Annotated in this window: 21 protein-coding genes and 1 pseudogene; 13 read left to right on the forward strand and 9 right to left on the reverse strand. The window is 60.8% G+C overall.

All coding sequences use genetic code 11. The features are described 5' to 3' along the window. Positions 1–9: 9 nt before the first annotated feature. Positions 10–1758, forward strand: a complete 1749-nt coding sequence (gene ptsP / locus AACH87_RS02460) for a phosphoenolpyruvate--protein phosphotransferase (RefSeq protein ID WP_338797141.1) — start codon at positions 10–12, stop codon at positions 1756–1758. A 74-nt stretch (positions 1759–1832) separates the two neighbouring features. Here the strand turns inward: ptsP and AACH87_RS02465 are convergent, their stop codons facing one another. The 6 genes from AACH87_RS02465 to AACH87_RS02490 all read right to left on the reverse strand — a co-directional run bounded on the left by AACH87_RS02465 (position 1833) and on the right by AACH87_RS02490 (position 6504). After that, the gene (locus AACH87_RS02465; RefSeq protein ID WP_338797142.1) at positions 1833–2726 is read right to left on the reverse strand and encodes a DMT family transporter; all 894 of its coding nucleotides are present in this window, start codon (positions 2724–2726) and stop codon (positions 1833–1835) included. 21 nt (positions 2727–2747) lie between these two features. Beyond that, entirely contained in the window at positions 2748–3581 is an 834-nt protein-coding gene (locus tag AACH87_RS02470) for a DMT family transporter (RefSeq protein WP_338797143.1), read from the reverse strand. A gap of 139 nt (positions 3582–3720) precedes the next feature. Further along, positions 3721–4437: an AraC family transcriptional regulator gene (locus tag AACH87_RS02475; RefSeq protein WP_338797144.1), complete on the reverse strand. Its 717-nt coding sequence runs from the start codon at positions 4435–4437 to the stop codon at positions 3721–3723. A 27-nt stretch (positions 4438–4464) separates the two neighbouring features. Next, positions 4465–5445, reverse strand: coding sequence for a lipoyl synthase (gene lipA / locus AACH87_RS02480; protein ID WP_338797146.1), 981 nt, complete (start codon positions 5443–5445; stop codon positions 4465–4467). Positions 5446–5481: 36 nt separating this feature from the next. After that, positions 5482–6177, reverse strand: coding sequence for a lipoyl(octanoyl) transferase LipB (lipB, locus tag AACH87_RS02485; protein WP_338797147.1), 696 nt, complete (start codon positions 6175–6177; stop codon positions 5482–5484). A gap of 9 nt (positions 6178–6186) precedes the next feature. Beyond that, entirely contained in the window at positions 6187–6504 is a 318-nt protein-coding gene (locus AACH87_RS02490; protein ID WP_338797148.1) for a DUF493 domain-containing protein, read from the reverse strand. 276 nt (positions 6505–6780) lie between these two features. On the opposite strand from AACH87_RS02490, the gene AACH87_RS02495 reads away from it, so the two are divergent. From AACH87_RS02495 to AACH87_RS02550, 12 genes are all read left to right on the forward strand, one after another. After that, positions 6781–7254, forward strand: coding sequence for an ATP synthase subunit I (locus AACH87_RS02495; RefSeq protein ID WP_338797149.1), 474 nt, complete (start codon positions 6781–6783; stop codon positions 7252–7254). A 21-nt stretch (positions 7255–7275) separates the two neighbouring features. After that, positions 7276–8154 carry a F0F1 ATP synthase subunit A gene (gene atpB, locus AACH87_RS02500; RefSeq protein ID WP_338797150.1) on the forward strand — a complete coding sequence of 293 codons (879 nt, stop codon included), beginning with the start codon at positions 7276–7278 and terminating at the stop codon, positions 8152–8154. Between the two features lie 63 nt (positions 8155–8217). Next, positions 8218–8487 carry a F0F1 ATP synthase subunit C gene (gene atpE, locus AACH87_RS02505; RefSeq protein ID WP_044397394.1) on the forward strand — a complete coding sequence of 90 codons (270 nt, stop codon included), beginning with the start codon at positions 8218–8220 and terminating at the stop codon, positions 8485–8487. 34 nt (positions 8488–8521) lie between these two features. Continuing rightward, positions 8522–8992 carry a F0F1 ATP synthase subunit B gene (locus tag AACH87_RS02510; protein ID WP_338797151.1) on the forward strand — a complete coding sequence of 157 codons (471 nt, stop codon included), beginning with the start codon at positions 8522–8524 and terminating at the stop codon, positions 8990–8992. Positions 8993–9001: 9 nt separating this feature from the next. After that, positions 9002–9544 carry a F0F1 ATP synthase subunit delta gene (locus tag AACH87_RS02515; RefSeq protein ID WP_142085464.1) on the forward strand — a complete coding sequence of 181 codons (543 nt, stop codon included), beginning with the start codon at positions 9002–9004 and terminating at the stop codon, positions 9542–9544. Between the two features lie 45 nt (positions 9545–9589). Beyond that, on the forward strand, positions 9590–11143 hold the full coding sequence (atpA, locus tag AACH87_RS02520; RefSeq protein ID WP_338797152.1) for a F0F1 ATP synthase subunit alpha: 1554 nt from the start codon (positions 9590–9592) through the stop codon (positions 11141–11143). Between the two features lie 18 nt (positions 11144–11161). Next, positions 11162–12028, forward strand: a complete 867-nt coding sequence (atpG, locus tag AACH87_RS02525; protein ID WP_338797153.1) for a F0F1 ATP synthase subunit gamma — start codon at positions 11162–11164, stop codon at positions 12026–12028. 33 nt (positions 12029–12061) lie between these two features. Beyond that, a complete protein-coding gene (gene atpD / locus AACH87_RS02530; protein WP_338797154.1) occupies positions 12062–13468 on the forward strand; it encodes a F0F1 ATP synthase subunit beta in 1407 nt (468 codons plus the stop codon). 76 nt (positions 13469–13544) lie between these two features. Next, positions 13545–13961 carry a F0F1 ATP synthase subunit epsilon gene (locus AACH87_RS02535; protein ID WP_338797155.1) on the forward strand — a complete coding sequence of 139 codons (417 nt, stop codon included), beginning with the start codon at positions 13545–13547 and terminating at the stop codon, positions 13959–13961. Positions 13962–14213: 252 nt separating this feature from the next. Next, positions 14214–14663, forward strand: a complete 450-nt coding sequence (locus AACH87_RS02540; protein ID WP_338797157.1) for a nuclear transport factor 2 family protein — start codon at positions 14214–14216, stop codon at positions 14661–14663. Between the two features lie 92 nt (positions 14664–14755). Continuing rightward, a complete protein-coding gene (locus tag AACH87_RS02545; RefSeq protein ID WP_338797158.1) occupies positions 14756–15766 on the forward strand; it encodes an alpha/beta fold hydrolase in 1011 nt (336 codons plus the stop codon). Further along, entirely contained in the window at positions 15759–16283 is a 525-nt protein-coding gene (locus tag AACH87_RS02550; protein WP_338797159.1) for a DUF2946 family protein, read from the forward strand. The genes AACH87_RS02545 and AACH87_RS02550 overlap by 8 nt, the downstream gene beginning before the upstream one ends. 171 nt (positions 16284–16454) lie before the next feature. Here AACH87_RS02550 and AACH87_RS02555 read toward each other — a convergent pair. The 3 genes and pseudogenes from AACH87_RS02555 to AACH87_RS02565 form a co-directional block, all read right to left on the reverse strand. Continuing rightward, positions 16455–16982 (reverse strand): annotated as a pseudogene (locus tag AACH87_RS02555) (c-type cytochrome); the annotation flags it as partial. Between the two features lie 117 nt (positions 16983–17099). After that, entirely contained in the window at positions 17100–18512 is a 1413-nt protein-coding gene (locus tag AACH87_RS02560) for an efflux transporter outer membrane subunit (RefSeq protein ID WP_338797160.1), read from the reverse strand. Beyond that, positions 18505–21660, reverse strand: coding sequence for an efflux RND transporter permease subunit (locus AACH87_RS02565; RefSeq protein ID WP_338797162.1), 3156 nt, complete (start codon positions 21658–21660; stop codon positions 18505–18507). Before AACH87_RS02565 ends, AACH87_RS02560 begins: the two co-directional genes overlap by 8 nt. Positions 21661–21667: the final 7 nt, after the last annotated feature.

Genomic DNA, 21667 nt, shown 5'->3' on the forward strand with positions numbered 1-21667 from the left:
GACTGCTGAATGACCTTTTCCGTCCATGGCCTGGCCGTCGCGCGTGGCATTGCCATTGGCCGCGCTGTGCTGGTGGCGTCCAGCCGCGTGGACGTGGCCCATTACTTCATCCAGCCCGAGCAAGTGCAGTCGGAGATTGAGCGGGTGCGCCAGGGCCGCAATGCGGTGGTGGACGAACTGCAGCGCCTGCAGGCCGACATGCCTGCCGATGCTCCGCACGAGCTGGGTGCGCTGCTGGATGTGCACCTGATGCTGCTGCAGGACCAGGCACTGGAAGAGGGCGTGAAGCACTGGGTGACGGAGCGCCTGTACAACGCAGAGTGGGCGCTGACCACGCAGCTAGAAATCGTCGCGCGCCAGTTCGACGAAATGGAGGATGAGTACCTGCGCGAACGCAAGGCCGACCTAGAGCAGGTGGTAGAGCGTATCTTGCGCCACATGAAGGGCGTGGCCAGCCCCGTGGCCCCGCCCGTGAGCCAGCGGCGCAAGACGCAGCAGGATCTGCTGCTGGACGACACGGTGGATGTGCCCCTGGTGCTGGTGGCGCACGATCTCTCGCCTGCCGACATGCTGCAGTTCAAGCAAAGCGTGTTTGCCGGATTCGTGACCGATGTGGGTGGCAAGACCTCGCACACCGCCATCGTTGCGCGCAGCATGGACATTCCGGCCGTGGTGGGCGCGCGCAGCGCCAGCCAGCTGGTGCGCCAGGACGACTGGGTCATCATCGACGGCGATGCCGGGGTGATGATCGTGGACCCCTCGCCCATCATCCTGGCCGAGTACGGTTTTCGCCAGCGCCAGGGCGAGCTGGAGCGCGAGCGCCTGGCCCGGCTACGGCACACACCGGCCGTCACCATCGACGGCCAGAAGATCGAGCTGCTGGCCAACATCGAGCAGCCCGACGACGCCCCCGCAGCCGTGCTGGCCGGGGCCGTGGGCGTGGGCCTGTTCCGCAGCGAATTCCTCTTCATGGGCAAGGAGGGCAACCTGCCCGGCGAGGAAGAGCAGTACCTGGCCTACCGGCAGGCGCTGGACGGCATGCAGGGCCTGCCTGTCACCATCCGCACCATCGACGTGGGGGCTGACAAGCCGCTGGACAAAGGCCACAAGGACAACTACCTGAACCCCGCCCTGGGCCTGCGCGCCATCCGCTGGAGCCTGGCCGACCCGGCCATGTTCCGCACCCAGTTGCGTGCGGTTCTGCGTGCGGCGGCGCATGGCAAGGTCAAGCTGCTGTTCCCCATGCTGGCGCATGTGTCTGAAATCACCCAGACACTGGCGCAGGTGGACCTGGCCCGCGCAGAGCTGGACGCCCGTGGCGTGGCCTACGGGCCGGTGCAGCTGGGCGCGATGATCGAGATTCCCGCCGCGGCGCTGATGGTGCGCACGTTCTTCAAGTATTTCGACTTCCTGTCCATCGGCACCAACGATCTGATCCAGTACACGCTGGCGATTGACCGCGCCGACGAAGCCGTGGCGCATCTGTACGACCCGCTGCACCCCGCCGTGCTGCGGCTGGTGGCCGATGTGATTGCCGAGGGCCATGCGCAGGGCAAGGTGGTGTCGGTGTGCGGCGAGACGGCGGGCGACGTGACCATGACGCGGCTGCTGCTGGGCCTGGGGCTGCGCAGCTTCTCCATGCACCCCGCGCAGATATTGGCCGTGAAGCAGGAAGTGCTGCGTGCTGACACCCGCAAGCTCACCCCATGGGCACAGCAGGTGATGGCGGGCGAAGTGCCGCTCGTGCCCGGCACTTGAAAATAGCTTGCTATTTATTTAATAGCTGCTTGCGCTTATCCAAAGAGCGCTAGAGCACGATTTGATGTAAAGACTCAGCGCCGGGCCAGGGCCACCCCGGCCATGGCCAGCACAAAGCCCAGTAACTGCACGGGGGCCAGCGTTTCGCCAAAGATGGCCCAGGCCTCCAGTGCGGCCAGCGGTGGCACGGCCAACAGCAGGGCGGCAGTGCGTGTGGCTTCGCCCCGGCGCATCAGCCAGATCAGCAGCGTGGCCCCACCAATCGACAGCACCAGCACCGCAAACGCCAAAGCCGCCCAGAGCGTGGCCGAGCCGTCCCAGTGCGGCGTGCCCAGGGTGAGTGCCATGGCCAGCAGCACCACCACGGCCCCCAGGTTCTGCACGGCACTGGCGCTGCGCAGGTCGTCTTGCGCCAGCCAGCGCGACTTCTGCACCATCGCCCCCAGCGTGAGCGACACGATGCTGCCCACCGCAGCCAGCACTACGGGCCAATGCAGAGCATTGGAATCGGTGGCAGCCAGGCGTGGGGCCAGGACCAGCGCCACGCCACCAAAGCCCAGCGCCAGCCCTGCCCAGGTGCGTGCGGGCAGGTGTTGCCGCAGCCACAGCACGGCCACCAGGGCAGTGAACAAGGGCTGCAGCGCGCCAATCAAGGCCATCACCCCGGCGGGCATGCCGCGCGCCATGGCCCACCAGCTCGGGCCCAGGTAAATGCCGCTCATCAGCGCACCGGCCAGCATGTGCAAGCCGATGCGTTGCCGCCCGTGCGGCCAGGCAGCGCTTGCCCACCAGGCTGCGGCGCAGAACGCAGTGGCTACACAGGCAAAGCGCAGGGCCAGAAACCAGAACGGATCGGCATGCGGTGCCACGGCGCGCCCCACCAGAAATCCGGTGGACCAGATGAGCACAAACGCGCCGGGTGCTACCAGGGCGAGAGGGGAGGGCGTGGCCTGTGGGTGGGTGGGCATGGAGCTGCAGTGTGTGTGGCGTTAGCGGGCGCGCATGCCCAGCACGGCGGCGGCCAGAATCATGCCTGTGGCGATCACGATGCTGCTGCTGAACGGTCGGCCGCTTACCAGCACCAGCAAGGTGGTGGAGGCCAGCGGAGTGATGTAGCTCAGGATGCCGATCTGCCGCGCATCGCCCAGCTTGAGCGCCTTGTCCCATAAAAAGAACGACGCGCCCAGCGGGCCCAGGCCCAGCAAGGTCAGCAGGGCCCAGTCGCGCCATTGCAGGGTGGTGGCGGGCTCCAGCAGCACATGGCACAGCAGCGAGAGGGCTCCCGACACCAGCCCGAACAGGCCGATGGCGGTGGTAGGGAAGGCCGCCACTCGCTTGGTCAGCAGCGAATAGCTGGCCCAGATGAAGGCCGCAGCCAGCGCGGGCAGGTAGCCCCAGGCCAGCTCACCGCTCAGCTCCCGCCCGCCCACAATGGCGATGGCTGCGCCGCCAAAACCCAGCAGGGCCGCCGCCACATGCGCCAGCCGCAGCCGCACCCCGGGCAGTAGCACCGGTGCCAGCACCACGATGAACAGCGGCCAGAGGTAGTTGACCAGGTTGGCCTCCACCGCTGGTGCGTAGCGCAGCGCGATGAACAACAGAAAGTGGTACGCGAACAGGCCATACACCCCCAGCGCCAGAGTGCGCAGCGGAATACGCCACTGTGACGGATCGCGGGCGACAAAAGGCCACGCCGGAACGCTGCCGATGATGAGGGCGATGCCCGTGAGCAGGAAGGGTGGAACGTGCGTGAGCGAGACCCCCAGCGATGCGAGCGAGGCCCACATCGCAATGGCCCCCAGGGCGTACAGATTGGCTTGCATGTGCCAAGCTTAAGCGCTGTGGTCATCGCGCGGCGACGGTTCATCGTCGCGAAATGAGGGTGGCCTTTTGAATCGCTGTCGATCGAACGCGTGCAGGCCTGTGGGTCCGTGCTTGCGCTGTTCTGCGGTGACGGGCCGCTCAGCGCTCCAGCCGCCGCAATGCTGCGGTGAGTGCGGAGGGGGAGCGATACCCCGTGCGGCGCGCTGCCTCCGCCACGGGCATGCCTTGGGCACGCAGTTCACGGGCCTGGTGCAGGCGTTGCTGGCGCAACCACTGCATGGCACTCATGCCTTGGTCGCTGCGGCAGCGGGCGGCAAATTGGCTGGGGCTCAGGTGGGCGCGCTGGGCCAGATCGGCCACAGTCAACTGCTGGTGCCAGTGGCCCTGGGCCCATTGCTGCAAGCCCCACCAGTCGATGGGGCGGGCCGCTCGGCGCAAGTGCGGGTCTGCTGCGGGCTTGTGGCCATCGGGCAACCGGGCCCACGCTTCCATCAGCAGCGCGGGGCCGTGCTGCTGGGCCAAGGGCAGGCCTTGTTCTACCGCCTGGCTCAGGTAGCGTGCCAGCGCATAAAGGTGGGGCAAGCCTTGCAGTTGCGTGGCGCGTTGGCTCCAGTCTGCATGGTAGGAGTCCAGCACCAGACACAGGCTGCCACGGCTGGATTCAAAGTCATGCCGCGCTTGCGGGGCGATCACGCAACCGTGGCCTGGGGGCACGCGCAGGCCTCGGCCATCAATCTCCAGCTCTAGGGTGCCTGACAGGCCCAGGAGCACCTGAAAGTGGTCGTGGCTGTGGCTGCCCGGAGCCGGGCCGTAGCGCCGCAGCGTGAGCGCTGCCGGTGCTGCATGCGAGGCCATGGCGCGCTTGTGAAATGCCCGTGGGACTCAGACGCCCGCTGCGTGAGCCTGCTGGTCTGCGTGGTAGCTGGAGCGCACCATGGCACCCACGGCCGCATGGCTGAAGCCCATCTTGTAGGCCTCTTCCTCGAACATCTTGAAGGTGTCGGGGTGCACGTAGCGGCGCACGGGCAGGTGGCTGTTGCTGGGCGCCAGATACTGACCAATGGTCAGCATGTCGATGTTGTGCTCGCGCATGTCGCGCATCACCTGCAGAATCTCTTCGTCCGTCTCGCCCAGGCCCACCATGATGCCGCTCTTGGTGGGCACGTTGGGGTGCAGCGCCTTGAACTTCTTCAGCAGGTTCAGGCTGAACTGGTAGTCCGAACCAGGGCGCGCTTCCTTGTACAGGCGGGGCGCGGTTTCCAGGTTGTGGTTCATCACATCCGGGGGGGCTGCCTTGAGGATTTCGAGCGCGCGGTCATCGCGGCCACGGAAGTCGGGCACCAGGATTTCGATCTGCGTTTGGGGCGACAGCTCGCGGATGTTCTGGATGCACTCCACAAAATGGCCGCTGCCGCCGTCGCGCAGATCGTCGCGGTCCACGCTGGTGATCACCACGTACTTGAGCCTGAGCGCTGCAATCGTCTTGGCCAGGTTCAGCGGCTCGTCCTTGTCCAGCGGGTCAGGGCGGCCATGGCCCACGTCGCAGAAGGGGCAGCGGCGTGTGCACTTGTCGCCCATGATCATGAAGGTGGCCGTGCCCTTGCCAAAGCATTCGCCAATGTTGGGGCAGGAGGCTTCTTCGCACACCGTATGCAGCTTGTGTTCGCGCAGGATTTCCTTGATCTCGTAAAAGCGCGTGGTCGGGCTGCCCGCCTTCACACGGATCCATTCGGGTTTCTTGAGCACTTCGGCCTGCTCGACCTTGATCGGGATACGCGAGAGCTTGGCAGCGGCTTTCTGCTTGGCCAGGGGGTTGTAGTTCTCGGCGGATTGCGCTTCGCGGACGACTTCAGGGGTGCTCATGGCGTATTGGCGGCGTAGGTGCTGCGGGATAGGGGATCAAGGCGCCAGCCGAATGCTGAGCTGCTGGCCCAGCACCTGTGCGGCTTCTTCCCAGGTGGTTTGGACCCCGATTGTAGAAAGGTCCACCGTTTGCAAACCTGCGTAACCGCAAGGGTTGATGCGCAGAAAGGGTTCCAGGTCCATGTCCACGTTGAGTGCAACGCCGTGGTAGGTGCAGTGGCGGCTGACCTTGATGCCCAGGGCGGCGATCTTGCCCAGCCCTTCAAAGTCGGGTTCCGGGGGCGCGGTGCCTTCGCGCTTTTGTGGGCGTTGCGGCAGCAGGGCATGGCTGTGCGGATCATCCATTCGCACATAAATGCCCGGCGCTCCCGCCACGCGGTGGCCCGTCACGCCAAAGTGGTCCAGCGTGCGAATCACCGCTTCTTCCACCCGGTATACGTATTCCTTGACGTAGTAACCCGCCCGGTGCAAATCCACCAGCGGGTAAGCCACCACCTGGCCTGGGCCGTGAAAGGTCACCTGCCCACCCCGGTTGGTGGCCACCACGGGGATGTCGCCAGGATTCAGTAAATGATCGCTTTTGCCTGCCAAGCCTTGTGTGTAAAGCGCAGGATGCTCACAAACCCATAGCAAATCATCGCTCTCGGCTGTGCGCGTAGCGGTGTAATCCTGCATCGCTTGCACGGTGGTGGCATAGTCCACGCGCCCCAGCATGCGCAGTTCCATCGTCATGCCCCGGGCTCAGAGTGCGTACTTCACCAGCGGGTGGGATGTGAGCGCCCGGTAAAAGTTGTCCAGATGCTCGCGGCTGGTGGCGGTGATGGTGATGGTCAGGCTGATGTACTTGCCGCCCGTACTGTCACGCTGTGCGATGCTTGCAGGGTCCAGAAACGGGTCGTGCGAGCGCGCCAATGCAGAAATCTGTGCCACGAACTCGTCCGTTTTCACCCCCATCACTTTGACCGGAAACAGGCAGGGGTATTCAATGAGCGAATCCTTGCGCGGGTCGATTCCGGTCAGGTCGTTGCCGTCTGAAGGGGGAAGGGCGGAAGAGGTCATGGTTGTCAGTGCTTCTGTTTTGGTAGCTGCTCAGGCTTGCGGGGCAAGCGCAGACACCGGTCATGTGTTGCCACATTGTGCTGCAGCATCGTCTTTCAGTGCCGCTTGTGCCATCGCTGGATGGCTATTCTGCGCCGTTGGCGATGGGCCACAACGCGGCAACCCAGTGCACCGCATTTGTGCCACCTGTGTGGAAATTTTCGGGTGCTCTGGGTTTTTACTTATAATTAGAGGCTTTGTGAAAGTTGCGGTCTGTAACGCGGACGTCATTGAATAATGAAAACAATCGCGCCAGAGACTGAAACTGAGGCTGAAGATTCTGACTTCAAGCCCCTGACGGCCCAAGAGGCTGAGCAGTGGCGGCGTCGCAACCCATCCATTTCCCCCTGGCGGGTGGTGGTGGGGCAGGCGCTGGTCGGGGTGGTGGTGGCGTTGGTCGCCTGGCTGTGGACCCGGGATGTCCGGGCAGGCTGGTCGGCTGCCTATGGTTCCTTGGCGGTGGTAATTCCCGCGGCGTTGTTTGCTTTTGGTGTGTTGCGCCAGAAGTCTGCTTCTCGCCCGGGGCTTGCCATGTTGGGATTCTTTGGGTGGGAAGTTGCCAAGATTGTGCTCACGATTGCGCTGCTGGCTGCAGCGCCCCGGCTGGTGTCGGGTCTGAATTGGCTCGCGCTGGTCGCGGGTCTGGTGATCACGATGAAAACGTACTGGGTGGCACTGCTGGTGCGGCCTGGTGTTAGAAAAACCGATTGATATATAGAGAAGAGTAGTCCGATGGCCGCAGAAGCGCACGCCCCGACCGCGAGTGAATATATCGTTCACCACCTGCAGCATTTGCAGAACATCCCCCAAAAAGCCATTGTTGACTTTTCGGTGGTCAACATCGACTCTCTGATCACCGCTTTGGTGGTTGGTTTCATTGGTTTGTTTATTTTGTGGCTGGGTGCCCGCAAAGCCACTTCCGGCGTTCCTGGTCGTTTCCAGGCTGCGGTGGAAATGCTGGTCGAGATGGTCGACACCCAGACCAAGGCCAACATCAAGAACGCCAACAGCCGCAAGTTCATTGGCCCCATGGCACTGACCGTGTTCGTCTGGATCTTCATGATGAACGCCATGGACATGCTGCCTGTGGATCTGCTGCCAGCCATCTGGACCAAGATCTATGCGGCGCTGGGTCACGATCCGCACCACGCCTATCTGCGTACCGTTCCAACGGCCGATCTGTCCACTACGCTGGGCTTGGCTGTCTCCATTCTGCTGTTGAGCCTGTACTACAGCGTCAAGATCAAGGGTGCTGGCGGTTGGGGGCATGAGCTGGTGAGCGCTCCCTTTGGTTCCAGCAAGAATCCTCTTTTTGCCGTGATCCTCGGTCTCATCAACGTGACCATGCAGATCATCGAATACGTTGCCAAGGCGGTTTCGCATGGCATGCGGCTGTTCGGCAACATGTACGCTGGTGAGTTGGTGTTCCTGCTGATCGCCCTGATGGGTGGCGCTGCTGCAATGTCTCTCCCCGGTGTGCTGCTCCCCGTGGGGCATGTCATTGCGGGTTCGCTCTGGGCAATCTTCCACATTTTGGTGATTACCTTGCAGGCGTTCATTTTCATGATGCTGGCGCTGATCTATCTCGGCCAGGCGCATGAGGCCCACTGACCCTTTCTGTTTCGTTTCCGTTCCTTTTCTTTTCAACCTTTCTTTTTTCACTCAGGAGTAATCATGGAAAACATTCTCGGCTTCGTCGCTCTGGCTTGCGGTCTGATTGTGAGCCTCGGCGCTATCGGCGCTTCGATCGGTATCGCTCTGATGGGTGGCAAGTTCCTGGAATCTTCTGCTCGCCAGCCTGAGCTGATCAACGAACTGCAAACCAAGATGTTCATCTTGGCTGGTCTGATCGACGCTGCGTTCCTGATCGGTGTGGCTATCGCTCTGCTGTTTGCTTTCGCAAACCCCTTTGCTGCTACGTTCCTGGCCAGCGTTCCAAAGTAATCTTTCGTCAACGCCATCTTAGAAAGGTGTTGCCGTGAGTATCAACGCGACCCTGTTCTTTCAGATCATCGTCTTTTTTGTGCTGGTGTGGTTCACGATGAAATTCGTGTGGCCGCCCATCACCAAGGCGTTGGATGAACGAGCCCAGAAAATCGCCGATGGCCTCTCTGCTGCCGAACGTGCCAAGTCCGAACTCGCCGCTGCTGACCAGCTGGTGAAGAAGGAATTGGCCCAGGCCAGCAATGAAACGGCCTCGCGTCTTGCGGACGCCGACCGTCGTGCCCAAGCCATCATCGAAGAAGCCAAAGCCCGCGCTACGGAAGAAGCCAACAAGATTGTGGCTGCTGCCCAGGCCGAGGCTGAGCAACAGACGGTGCGAGCACGTGAAGCCCTGCGCGAGCAGGTGGCCGCGTTGGCTGTCAAGGGTGCCGAGCAGATTCTCCGCAAGGAAGTCAATGCCGGTGTCCACGCAGACCTGCTCAACCGCCTGAAGACCGAGCTGTAAGGGGACAACATGGCTGAACTCGCCACCATTGCTCGCCCTTACGCAGAGGCCTTGTTCAAGGCTGCCACTGCCAGCGCGGGTGTTGATCTGGACAGCACGGCTGTCTGGCTCGACGAGCTGGCGGCGATTGCCGCCACCCCCGAGCTTCGCCAGCTGGCGGACAATCCCAAGGTAACGGCAGACCAAGTGTTTGCCGTTTTTACGGGCGTTGCGCGTTCTGCGCTGCCCGACATGGCCAAAAACTTCCTGCGCACCATCATCGACAACGGGCGTATCAACACGCTTGGTGAGGTGGCTGCTCAGTATCGTGCCCTCGTGAATCGCCGCAGCGGCTCCTCGGATGCCGTCGTGTACAGCGCATTTCCTCTGGACAGTGCGGCATTGGCAGATGTGGGTGGAGTGCTGGAAAAGCGCTTCGGCCGCAAGCTCAATCTCACCGTGAAGCAGGACGAGTCCCTCATCGGTGGTATTCGCGTAGTGGTGGGTGACGAAGTGCTGGACACTTCGGTCAAGGCCCGTCTTGAACAAATGAAAGCGGCCCTCGTCGCGTAATGGCGCTGCGAGGACTTAGCGAAACAAAGAAAGAAGGAAAGAGTCATGCAACTCAATCCCGCAGAAATTTCTGAACTCATCAAGAGCCGCATTGAAGGGCTGGCCGCCAGCAGCGACATCCGTAACCAAGGCACCGTGGTGTCGGTGTCGGACGGTATCGTGCGTATCCACGGCCTGTCCGAAGTGATGCAGGGCGAAATGCTGGAGTTCCCCGCTACTAAGGACGGTCAACCTTCCTTCGGTCTGGCGCTGAACCTCGAGCGTGACTCCGTGGGCGCTGTGATCTTGGGTGAATACGAACACATCTCCGAAGGCGACACCGTCAAGTGCACAGGCCGCATTCTGGAGGTGCCCGTCGGCCCCGAACTGGTGGGCCGCGTGGTGAACGCCCTGGGCCAGCCTATCGATGGCAAGGGCCCCATCAACGCCAAGCTGACCGACGTGATCGAGAAGGTGGCTCCTGGCGTGATCGCCCGTAAGTCCGTGGACCAGCCTCTCCAAACCGGTCTGAAGTCCATCGACTCCATGGTGCCCGTGGGCCGTGGCCAGCGCGAGCTGATCATTGGTGACCGCCAGACCGGCAAGACCGCTGTGGCCATTGATGCGATCATTTCGCAAAAGGGCCAAGGCGTTACTTGTATCTACGTGGCGATCGGCCAGAAGGCGTCCTCCATCAAGAACGTGGTGCGCGCTCTGGAGCAAGCTGGCGCGATGGAATACACCATCGTTGTGGCTGCTTCCGCTTCTGAATCCGCTGCGATGCAATACGTGTCGGCCTACTCGGGCTGCACGATGGGCGAATACTTCCGCGATCGTGGTCAAGACGCCCTGATCGTGTATGACGACCTGTCCAAGCAAGCTGTGGCCTACCGCCAAGTTTCCCTGCTGCTGCGCCGTCCACCAGGCCGCGAAGCCTATCCTGGCGACGTGTTCTACCTCCACAGCCGTCTGCTGGAGCGTGCAGCCCGTGTGAACGCCGACTACGTGGAGGCTTTCACCAAGGGTGAAGTCAAGGGCAAGACGGGTTCGTTGACGGCTCTGCCCATCATCGAAACGCAAGCCGGTGACGTGTCTGCTTTCGTGCCTACCAACGTGATTTCGATCACTGACGGTCAGATCTTCCTGGAAACCAGCCTGTTCAACGCCGGTATCCGTCCCGCTATCAACGCCGGTATCTCGGTGTCCCGCGTGGGTGGTGCTGCACAGACCAAGCTGATCAAGAACCTGTCCGGTGGTATCCGTACCGACTTGGCGCAGTATCGTGAACTGGCTGCGTTCGCGCAGTTCGCCTCTGATCTGGATGAAGCCACCCGCAAGCAGTTGGACCGTGGTGCCCGCGTGACCGAACTGCTCAAGCAGGCACAGTACAGCCCTCTGTCCATCTCGTTGATGGGCGCAACGCTGTTCGCTGTGAACAAGGGCTTCATGGATGACGTGGAAGTCAAGAAGGTTCTGAGCTTCGAGCATGGCCTGCACCAGTTCCTGAAGACCAGCCACGGCGCTCTGCTGGCCAAGCTGGAGCAGGCCAAGGCCATGGACAAGGATGCTGAAGCCGAATTGACCGCTGCCATCGCTGCGTTCAAGAAGACGTTCGCTTAAACCGGACGAGGAGCCATCATGGCAGCAGGCAAGGAAATACGCGGCAAGATCAAATCGGTGGAAAACACCAAGAAGATCACCAAAGCCATGGAAATGGTGGCCGCATCCAAAATGCGCAAGGCGCAGGACCGGATGCGTGCTGCTCGTCCCTACAGCGAAAAGATCCGCAACATTGCAGCCAACCTCGGCAAGGCCAATCCTGAGTACACACACCCCTTCATGGTGGTGAACGATGCGAAGGCGGCTGGTGTGATCGTCGTGACGACCGACAAGGGTCTTTGCGGCGGCATGAACACCAACGTTCTGCGTGCCGTGACCACCAAGCTGCGGGAGTTGCAGGCGGCTGGCATCTCTGCGGAAACCGTGGCGATTGGCAACAAGGGCTTCAGTTTTCTGAACCGCGTGGGTGCCAAGGTGGTTTCGCATGTGACAGGTCTGGGCGATACGCCCCATCTGGACAAGCTGATTGGCCCGGTTAAGGTGCTGCTGGATGCATACGCTGAAGGCAAGATCAATGCGGTGTATCTGAGCTACACCAAGTTCATCAACACCATGAAGCAGGAGTCGGTTGTGGAGCAGTTGCTCCCACTGTCCTCCGAGCAGATGCAGGCCGACAAGACGGAACATAGCTGGGAATACATCTATGAACCGGACGCACAAACCGTGATCGACGAGTTGCTGGTGCGCTATGTCGAGTCGCTGATCTATCAGGCAGTTGCTGAGAACATGGCGTCCGAGCAGTCGGCACGCATGGTGGCCATGAAGGCCGCGACAGACAACGCTGGCAGCGTCATTGGTGAGTTGAAGCTGGTCTACAACAAGACGCGTCAGGCAGCGATCACGAAAGAGCTTTCCGAGATCGTGGCAGGCGCCGCCGCTGTGTAAGCAGCTCGACATACAACATTATTGGAGCGAAAAATGGCTCAAGTGCAAGGCAAGATTGTTCAATGTATCGGCGCGGTGGTGGACGTGGAGTTCCCTCGTGACCAGATGCCCAAGGTTTACGATGCTCTGAAGCTCGAAGGTTCCGCGCTGACGCTGGAAGTGCAGCAGCAGCTGGGCGACGGCGTGGTGCGTACCATTGCGCTGGGTTCCTCTGATGGTCTGCGCCGTGGCCTGATGGTCACGAACACAGGCAACCCCATCACTGTGCCCGTGGGCAAGGCGACTCTCGGCCGCATCATGGACGTGCTGGGTTCTCCCATCGACGAACGTGGTCCCGTGGGTCAGGAGCTGACAGCTTCCATCCACCGCAAGGCACCTGCTTACGACGAACTGTCGCCATCGCAGGAACTGCTGGAAACCGGCATCAAGGTGATCGACCTGGTGTGCCCCTTCGCCAAGGGCGGCAAGGTGGGTCTGTTCGGTGGTGCCGGTGTGGGCAAGACCGTGAACATGATGGAACTCATCAACAACATCGCCAAGGCCCACAGCGGTCTGTCGGTGTTTGCTGGTGTGGGTGAGCGTACCCGTGAAGGGAACGACTTCTATCACGAAATGGCCGATTCCGGCGTGGTGAATCTGGAGAAGCTGGAAGACTCCAAGGTTGCCATGGTGTACGGCCAGATGAACGAGCCTCCAGGCAACCGTCTGCGCGTGGCGCTGACCGGTCTGACCATTGCGGAATCGTTCCGTGACGAAGGCCGTGATGTGCTGTTCTTCGTGGACAACATCTACCGTTACACACTGGCCGGTACCGAAGTGTCCGCGCTGCTGGGCCGTATGCCTTCCGCCGTGGGTTACCAACCTACTCTGGCTGAGGAAATGGGTCGCCTGCAAGAGCGTATTACGTCCACCAAGGTCGGCTCGATCACTTCCATCCAGGCCGTTTACGTGCCAGCGGATGACTTGACCGATCCTTCTCCAGCAACCACGTTTGCTCACTTGGACTCCACTGTGGTGCTGTCCCGTGACATCGCTTCGCTGGGTATCTACCCCGCTGTGGATCCTCTGGACTCCACCAGCCGCCAGCTGGACCCCAACGTCGTGGGCGAAGACCACTACGCCACGGCCCGTGCGGTGCAAGGTACGCTGCAGCGCTACAAGGAACTGCGCGACATCATCGCGATTCTGGGTATGGACGAACTGGCTCCCGAAGACAAGCTGGCTGTGGCCCGCGCTCGTAAGATCCAGCGTTTCCTGTCGCAGCCATTCCACGTTGCGGAAGTGTTCACAGGCTCTCCTGGCAAGTACGTGCCGCTGGCAGAAACCATCCGTGGTTTCAAGATGATCGTGAACGGTGAGTGCGATCACCTTCCCGAGCAAGCCTTCTACATGGTCGGCACCATCGACGAAGCCTTTGAAAAGGCCAAGAAGGTGGCCTGATTGCCCTTGGGCTGAGAGTCAGCAATGACCGCTCAGCCTTCGCAGTCAAGCAACCCACCTTTTCTCAGGAGCAATGATGAACACTATCCACGTTGATGTGGTCAGCGCCGAAGAGTCCATCTTCTCGGGCGAAGCACGCTTTGTTGCGCTGCCCGGCGAAGCTGGCGAGTTGGGCATCTATCCCCGCCACACACCGCTGATCACCCGTATCAAGCCCGGTTCGGTGCGCATCGAAACCGCTGACGGTGGTGAGGAATTCGTTTTCGTCGCCGGTGGCATTCTGGAAGTCCAGCCCAATTGCGTGACTGTGTTGTCTGACACAGCCATCCGCGGTAAGGACCTGGACGACGAGAAGGCCAACGCTGCCAAGGCTGCAGCGCAAGAAGCGTTGAAGAACGCGAAGAGCGATATCGATTTGGCAAAGGCTCAGTCCGAGTTGGCCGTGATGGCTGCCCAGATTGCGGCTCTGCGCAAATACCGCCAAAAGAAGTAAGGCTCCGGCTTTACGCAGGCTTTGGAAAACCCGGCTGTGCCGGGTTTTTTTTATGTCTGTCGCTGACAGCGATACGGGGCTTCCTCAAGGCCGAGGACTGAATTGCTGAGCCCAGGTGATCGGGAGTCGGTGATAAGGTGATGACCAAGGTGACTGATGAAGGGTTGTTTGTCCAGCACCATTCCCCATGTTGCACTCCCAGCCACAATCCCCACCATGTGCCTCAAGCCCCATCTTGCCTGACACACCGCCATGCCACGAACCAAGCTTTCTGCCTCGCCTCTGGGCGGCTCACCGGACGAAACGGAATCCCTGTTTTATGAAGCCTTGCAGAGGGGCGATATCGACTTGCTCATGTCTTGCTGGGCAGAGGAGGACGATATCGTGTGCGTTCATCCCGGTGGTGGGCGTCTGGTCGGCGCACCCGCCATCCGTGCGGCCTTTGATGCGATGTTCACCCAAGGGACGCTCAGGATCACCATTTCCCAGATTCATCGCATCCAATCTGTATCGAGTGCCGTACATAACGTGACGGAGCGCGTGGAGGTCATGCTGCCTGACGGTGTGCATTCAGCCTACCTGCTGGCCACCAATGTGTACCACCGCACACCGGAAGGTTGGCGTCTGGTGGCGCACCATGCCAGTGCAGGAGCATCCCCCACGGACACACTGGCGACCGAAGCGCCGTCCATGCTGCATTAGGCTCCTGCCTCCATGAAGGTCGGCAGAAAGCACTGCCATCGGAGTATTCATTAAAACAGGTTGTAACGCTTATGGATCCAGCGGAAGCAGCTATGAAATATGTAGCGCCATCGTGGTTGCCTGGGGGGCAGCTTCAAACCATCTGGCCTGCGCTTTTTTCGCGGCGGACGAATGGGCCAGCCCCAGCCTACCAGCGGGAGCGTTGGACGACGCCCGATCAAGACTTCATTGATGTGGACTTTGTGCTGCAGCAGGGCCCGCTTGCGCAAAGCTCTGAACAGCCTTTGCTGGTAGTGTTTCACGGGCTCGAAGGCTCGTCGCGAAGCCATTACTGCGAAGCTCTGGCCGAGGCTGCCCTGTCGCAAGGCTGGGCCTGTGCGATTCCCCATTTCCGAGGATGCAGCGGTGAAATCAATTGGGCTCCGCGCGCCTATCACTCGGGCGACTACGAAGAAATTGCCTGGATTCTGAGCAGGTTTCGCCAGCAGCACACCGGGCCCATCATCGCCGTGGGAGTATCTCTGGGTGGAAATGCTTTGCTCCGGTGGGCGGCAGAGGCGGGAACTGCTGCGAGTTGCATGGTCAGTGCGGTTGCCGCAGTATGTTCGCCGCTGGATCTGGCTGCGGGTGGACATGCCATAGGGCAGGGCTTCAACCGCTTGGTTTACACCCGCATGTTTTTGCAAACTATGGTGCCGAAAGCGCTGCGCAAACTGGAGCAGCACCCTGGCTTGTTTGACCGGGACGCATTGCTGGCTGCGCGTGATCTCTACGCTTTCGATAACGTTTTTACAGCCCCGTTGCATGGCTTCAAAAGCACGGAAGACTATTGGCAACGTGCCTCCTCCAAACCTCTTCTGAGACAAGTGCGAGTGCCTGCTTTGGTCCTCAATGCCCTGAATGACCCGTTTGTGCCAGCCGCAAGTCTTCCGGCGGCCAATGAAGTGGGAGATTGGGTGACCTTGTGCCAGCCCCGGCATGGAGGACATGTGGGTTTTGCGCAAGGGCCATGGCCTGGGCATGTCAAGCCCATGCCGGATGCTGTAGTGCGTTGGCTGACAGACCATGTGCCCCAAGGCGGCGCACAATCGCGGTATGGATGACATCGTCAAACAAGCGCTGGCCAAGTGGCCGCACGTGCCCGACTGCTATGGGTGGCTGGGGTTGGATGCCCGTGGCCGCTGGTTCATGCGGGATGACGCTACCCAGGCAGCAGGTGATTTCACGCACAGCCGGGGTTCATGGCTACGGCACGAAAAGCTCATTGAATTTATCGGGCGCAATTACGAACCCGACGGGGACGGGCGCTGGTTTTTTCAGAATGGTCCCCAGCGGGTGTACGTGGAGCTGGAATGCGCGCCATGGGTGTGGCGCATATCGCCAGATTTCGAGTTGGAGTCTCACACGGGCAAAGTCACGTCTGCCGGTGCCTGCTGGCTGGACGAGCATGGACGGCTGTTCATAGAGTCCCCATTGGGTCTGGGCGTGGTTCACACTCAGGACATGGTATTGGCCGCTGAGGCCGTGGAGCGCGGCCTCTGGATGCCGGAGGAAACTACCTTTGCTTCACTGCCTGCGCAGTATCACTATGTGCTGAGCCCGGCAGCAAAGACGAGTTGAGTTAGACGGGTGCAGCGAAGCGGTGGAGTGGGGCTGGAACTGCCGTTGTACCTACAGCCTTTTTTTGCGAGCTTTATCTCTCATCGCACCAATAAAAAAAGCCGGTACGCGTACCGGCTTTTTTGCTTGGATGAAATTCACATTTCACTTGGCTGCAGAGGCACCTGCGTCTGCTGGCGCTGCCGCAGCATCACCAGCGGCGGCAGGTGCTGCAGGCTCAGCGAACTTGGCACCTGCAGCGTTGGCCATATACACCACAGCCCGGGCAATTTCAGTGTCATTGAAATCCCCACCACCTTGGGGCGCCATGGCACCCTTGCCCTTCAGTGCGGACTGCACCAAGGCTTCAAAGCCGGTCTTGATGCGAGGGCCCCAAGCCGCTGCATCGGCATATTTGGGCGCACCTGCTGCCCCAGTAGCGTGGCATGCAGCGCACTGGCCCTTAAACACTTCTTCGCCTGCGCGCAAGGGGCGGTTGGCATCGCGCACCTCAACCATGCCGACTTTCTGGATACGTTCAGCCAATGCCTTTTCGGGATTGACCGCACCTGCTGCAGGCTTGTTGCCAGAGGTCACGTACAGCACCAAGCCGATGATCACAAAGATAGGCACCACGAACGAGAAAAATCCCGCGATCAGTAATTGCTTGGGGGTCTTGATCGGGCCTGTGTGCGCTTCTTCGTGGTGGTTGTCGCTCATGACGTCCTCTGGTGGATCGGGGGCTTTGTTGGAACTAACCAAAAATTATATCTGCGGGTCTCAGTTGCCGATATGCCAGCAAACTTGATTTCCCGCAAGTTATACACGTGAAGGCACTCAGGGTTTACGCGAGGGCGTGTCTGCCTCCTCATTCCACCCACCTCCCAGTGCCTTGAACAGCGTCACCTGATTCTGCAGTTGGCCCAGACGAACCTGCACAACAGCTTGTTGTGTGCTGAAGAGAGAGCGTTGGGCATCGAGCAGGTCCAGGTAGCTGGCCACGCCGTTCTTGTAGCGCAGATCGGCAAGGCGGAAGCGAACAGATTCGGACTCGGCCTGCTGCTTTTGCGCCTCCAGCTGCTCGTTCAGCGTGCCTTGGCTCGCCAGCGCATCAGACACTTCCCTGAATGCCGTCTGTATGCTCTTCTCGTACTGCGCTATCGCCAGTTCACGGGACACCTTGGCGCTGTCCAGATTGGCTTGGTTGGTGCCAGCATCAAACAGCGGCAACAGCATGGAGGGGGCAAGGGTGAAGCCCCACGATCCGTTCTTGAACAGACCCGAAAGCTCGCCACTGGCTGTGCCTGCCTGGGCTGTTAACGAAATTCTGGGGAAGAACGCGGCCCGGGCTGCGCCGATGTTGGCATTGGCGGCTTTCAGTTGCTGCTCGGCCTGGCGAATATCGGGACGACGCGTCAGCAGGTCAGACGGCAAGCCTGGGGGCAGTGGCTGAAGCAGGGGGGCACCATCCAGATTGTTGCCTGCCAGTGCTGCCTTGACTTCCGGAGGCAGTGACTGGCCCAGCAGCAGCACCAACGCATTCTCGTCCAGCGCCCGCTGGCGCTGCTGCTGTGCAAACGTGGCGCGTGCCGCTTGAGCCAGGGACTCCGCCTGGCGGAAGTCCAGCTCTGATGCGGCCCCGGAGTCGAGCCGCAATTTGGTCAGCCGGACGGATTCTTCGCGTGTGGCCAGCGTGCGGCGCGACAGTTCCAGAAGTTCTTCGTCGGCTAGCAGGTTGAGCCAACCGTTGGCTACGGCGCTGATCAGGCTCACCTGGGCCGCATTTCTTCCCTCTTCTGTCGCGAGATACTGGGACAGTGCCTGCTCTTTCAAGCTTGCAATGCGACCGAAGAAGTCAATCTCCCAGGCCGTCACCGCAAACCCCACGCTGAAACTGTTGGTCAGCTTGCCGGTGCCTGAGGCGGGGGCCCGGGACGCGTTGGCGGCCAGACCCACGGAGGGATATTCCGCCGCGCTGCGGATCTGAAATTGAGCGCGGGCCTGCTCCACGTTCAGGCTGGCAATGCGCAAGTCCCGGTTGTTCGCCAAAGCAATCTCAATGAGCTGCTGCAGGCGGGGCTCTGAGAAATACGTACGCCACTGTGGAGGCTGTGCCGCTGTGCTTGCCGAGGCTGCTCCGGGAAAGCTGTCGGGCACCGGCGCTTGAGGGCGCTCATAGGTGGGTATGAATGAGCAGGCCGACATCAAAGCGGCGGCGGCCAGCGTCAAGGGGGCCAGTTTCTTATTCATGGGTTCCAATTCCTGCTTCTTGCGCGTGGCGACGGTTCATTTCCTGCTGGCGTGCACTGCCTTTGAAGATGCTGCGCACTACAACAAAAAACACAGGGACGAAGAAGACCGCCAGCACCGTGCCGGTCACCATGCCGCCGAGCACACCAGTGCCAATGGCACGCTGGCTGGCAGAGCCAGCACCGCTGGCAATGGCCAGAGGCACCACCCCGAGGCCGAACGCCATCGACGTCATGATGATCGGACGGAACCGCAGGTGGGCTGCTTCCAGGGCGGACTCGATCACTCCCTTGCCCTGTGCCTGCAGGTCTTTCGCAAATTCAATGATCAAAATCGCGTTCTTCGCCGACAGACCGATGATGGTGATCAGACCCACCTGGAAGTACACGTCGTTCGCGTAACCGCGCATCAAGGTGGCCAGCAGCACGCCCAGAACACCCAGCGGAACCACCAGAATCACGGCCAGCGGAATGGACCAGCTCTCGTACAGTGCCGCGAGGCAGAGGAAGACCGCCAGAATCGCGAAGCTGTACAGAATCAGCGATTGCGCTCCTGCCAGCTTTTCCTCGCGGGACTGCCCCGTCCATTCAAAGCCGAAGCCCGCGGGCAACTGGCTGGCAAGCTTTTCCATCTCGGCCATGGCAGCACCTGTGCTGTAACCCGGTGCCGGGCTGCCCGAAATGCGCATGGCGGGATAACCGTTGTATCGCACGGTTTGTTGTGCGCCCTTGACCCATTTGGTCGTCGCAAAAGCAGACATCGGCACAGGCTTGCCCTGTGCGTTGCTGGCATTCAATCGCAGAAGGTCATCAGGCTGCATACGTGCCGGTGCATCGGCTTGTACCACCACGCGTTGCAAACGGCCTTGGTTGGGAAAGTCGTTCACGTAGCTGGAACCCAGCGCTGTGGAAAGTGCCGAGTTGATCGCATCAAAGGTCACACCCAAGGCATTGGCCTTATCGCGGTCAATGTCGATTTGCAGCTGTGGCGCATCTTCCAGACCGTCAGGCCGTACCTGCGTCAGGACCTTGCTCTGCGAGGCCATGCCCAAAAGCTGGTTGCGCGCATTCACCAATGCTTCGTGCCCTGCGCCGCTGCGGTCTTGCAGCCGGAAGGTGAATCCGCTGGCGTTACCCAGTTCTGGAATGGGAGGAGGGCTGAGCGGATAGATGAAGGCGTCGCGAATCCCCGACAGGCCGCCAAATGCCCGCCCTGCCACGGCTTGGGCCGAGCTCTCGGGGGCGTGGCGTTCGCTCCAGTCTTTCAGCGTCACGAATGCCAGGGCAGCGTTCTGGCCTTGACCAGAGAAGCTGAAACCCAGCACGCCCACCATGCTCTGCACTTCGGGTTGCTTCAGGATGAAGTTTTCCACTTGCTCCATGACCGCCAAGGTGCGCTCCTGCGTTGCACCCGGTGGCAACTGCACGTTCACGATGATGTTGCCCTGGTCTTCACCTGGGAGGAAAGACGTTGGCAGTCGCAGGTAAACCACCGCCACGGCTCCGACAATCGCTGCGTAGATCACGAGGTAGCGCACAGCCCGTTTGAGCATGCGTGCAACCCAGCTTTCGTAGCCTTTGGCTGCCGTCGTAAAGCGCCTGTTGAACCATCCGAAGAATCCGGTCTTCTCGTGGTGATGGCCTGCTTCTACGGGCTTGAGAAGTGTTGCACAGAGCGCAGGTGTGAGCGACAGTGCCATGAAGGCGGAGAAACCGATGGAAGCAACCATCACCGCCGAGAACTGACGATAGATGTTGCCGGTGGAGCCGGAGAAAAATGCGAGCGGCACGAACACCGAGATCAGCACCACGGTCACCCCGATGATGGCGCCGGAAATCTGGCGCATGGCCTTGCGCGTGGCCTCTACCGGTGACAACCCTTCTTCGCTCATGATGCGTTCGACGTTCTCCACCACCACAATCGCGTCGTCCACCACGATACCGATGACCAGCACCATCCCAAACATGGTCAGCACGTTGATCGAGAAGCCCAGCGCCAGCAGCGTGGCAAAGGTGCCGAGCAGAGCAATCGGCACAACGATGGTGGGGATGACGGTGTAGCGCCAGTTCTGCAGGAACAGAAACATCACCAGGAACACCAGCACTACGGCCTCAAACAACGTCTTGGCAACCTGCTTGATGGAGATGTCCACAAAACGCGAGCTGTCGTAAGGAATGCTCCAGCTCATGCCCTGCGGAAAATACTTGGACAGTTCGTCCATCTTCACACGCACGGCCTTTGCGGCTTCCAGCGCATTACCGCTCGGGGACAGCTGCACGCCAATGCCGACGGCGGGCTTGCCGTTGAGGCGGGCCGCGGTGGCATACGCCTGACCACCCAGTTCCACGCGGGCTACGTCCTTGATGCGCACTGTGGAGCCGTCTGCGTTGGCACGCAGAATGATGTTGGAAAACTGCTCTACGTTGGAAAGCTGGCCACTGACCACCACGGTGGCAGAGATGCCTTGACCCGAGAGGTTGGGCAGATCACCAATCGTGCCGCTTGCCACCTGCGCGTTTTGGGAACGGATGGCCGCAGTGACGTCTGCTGCAGAGATGTTGAAGCTCTCCATCTTGGCTGGATCGATCCAGATGCGCATGGCTCGTTCGGTGCCGAAAAGCTGCGCCTGGCCAATACCGCTGAGCCGCTGAAGCTCAGGCACCACATTACGTGATGCGTAATCGCCCAAGGCGACGGTGTCGGTCTTGGGGTCGCTGGACGAAAGCATGGTGAATAGCAAGAAGTTCGAGCGCGACTTGTCGACCCGCACGCCTTGCTGGGTTACCGCGGAGGGCAGTCTGGGGCTCGCCCGCGACAGGCGGTTTTGTACATCCACCTGGGCCAAGTCGGCGTTGGTGCCTGGCTGAAAGCTGAGCGTGATGCTTCCGGAGCCGTCGGCCTGGGCCACCGATTCCATATAGATCAGCCCGGGGGAGCCGTTCATCTCCCGTTCGATGACGGAGAGAACGCTGTCTTCCAATGTCTGCGCGGAGGCTCCTGGATAAGCCGCGTTGATGACGATGGAGGGCGGCGCTACGGGCGGGTACTGCGCAATGGGCAACTGCGTGATCGCGACGCCCCCCAACACCATGATGAACAGTGAAATAACCCATGCAAAGATGGGGCGGTCAATAAAAAACTTGGCCATGGTCTTC

It is taken from the genome of Acidovorax sp. DW039, assembly GCF_037101375.1.
Lineage (GTDB): Bacteria > Pseudomonadota > Gammaproteobacteria > Burkholderiales > Burkholderiaceae_C > Acidovorax.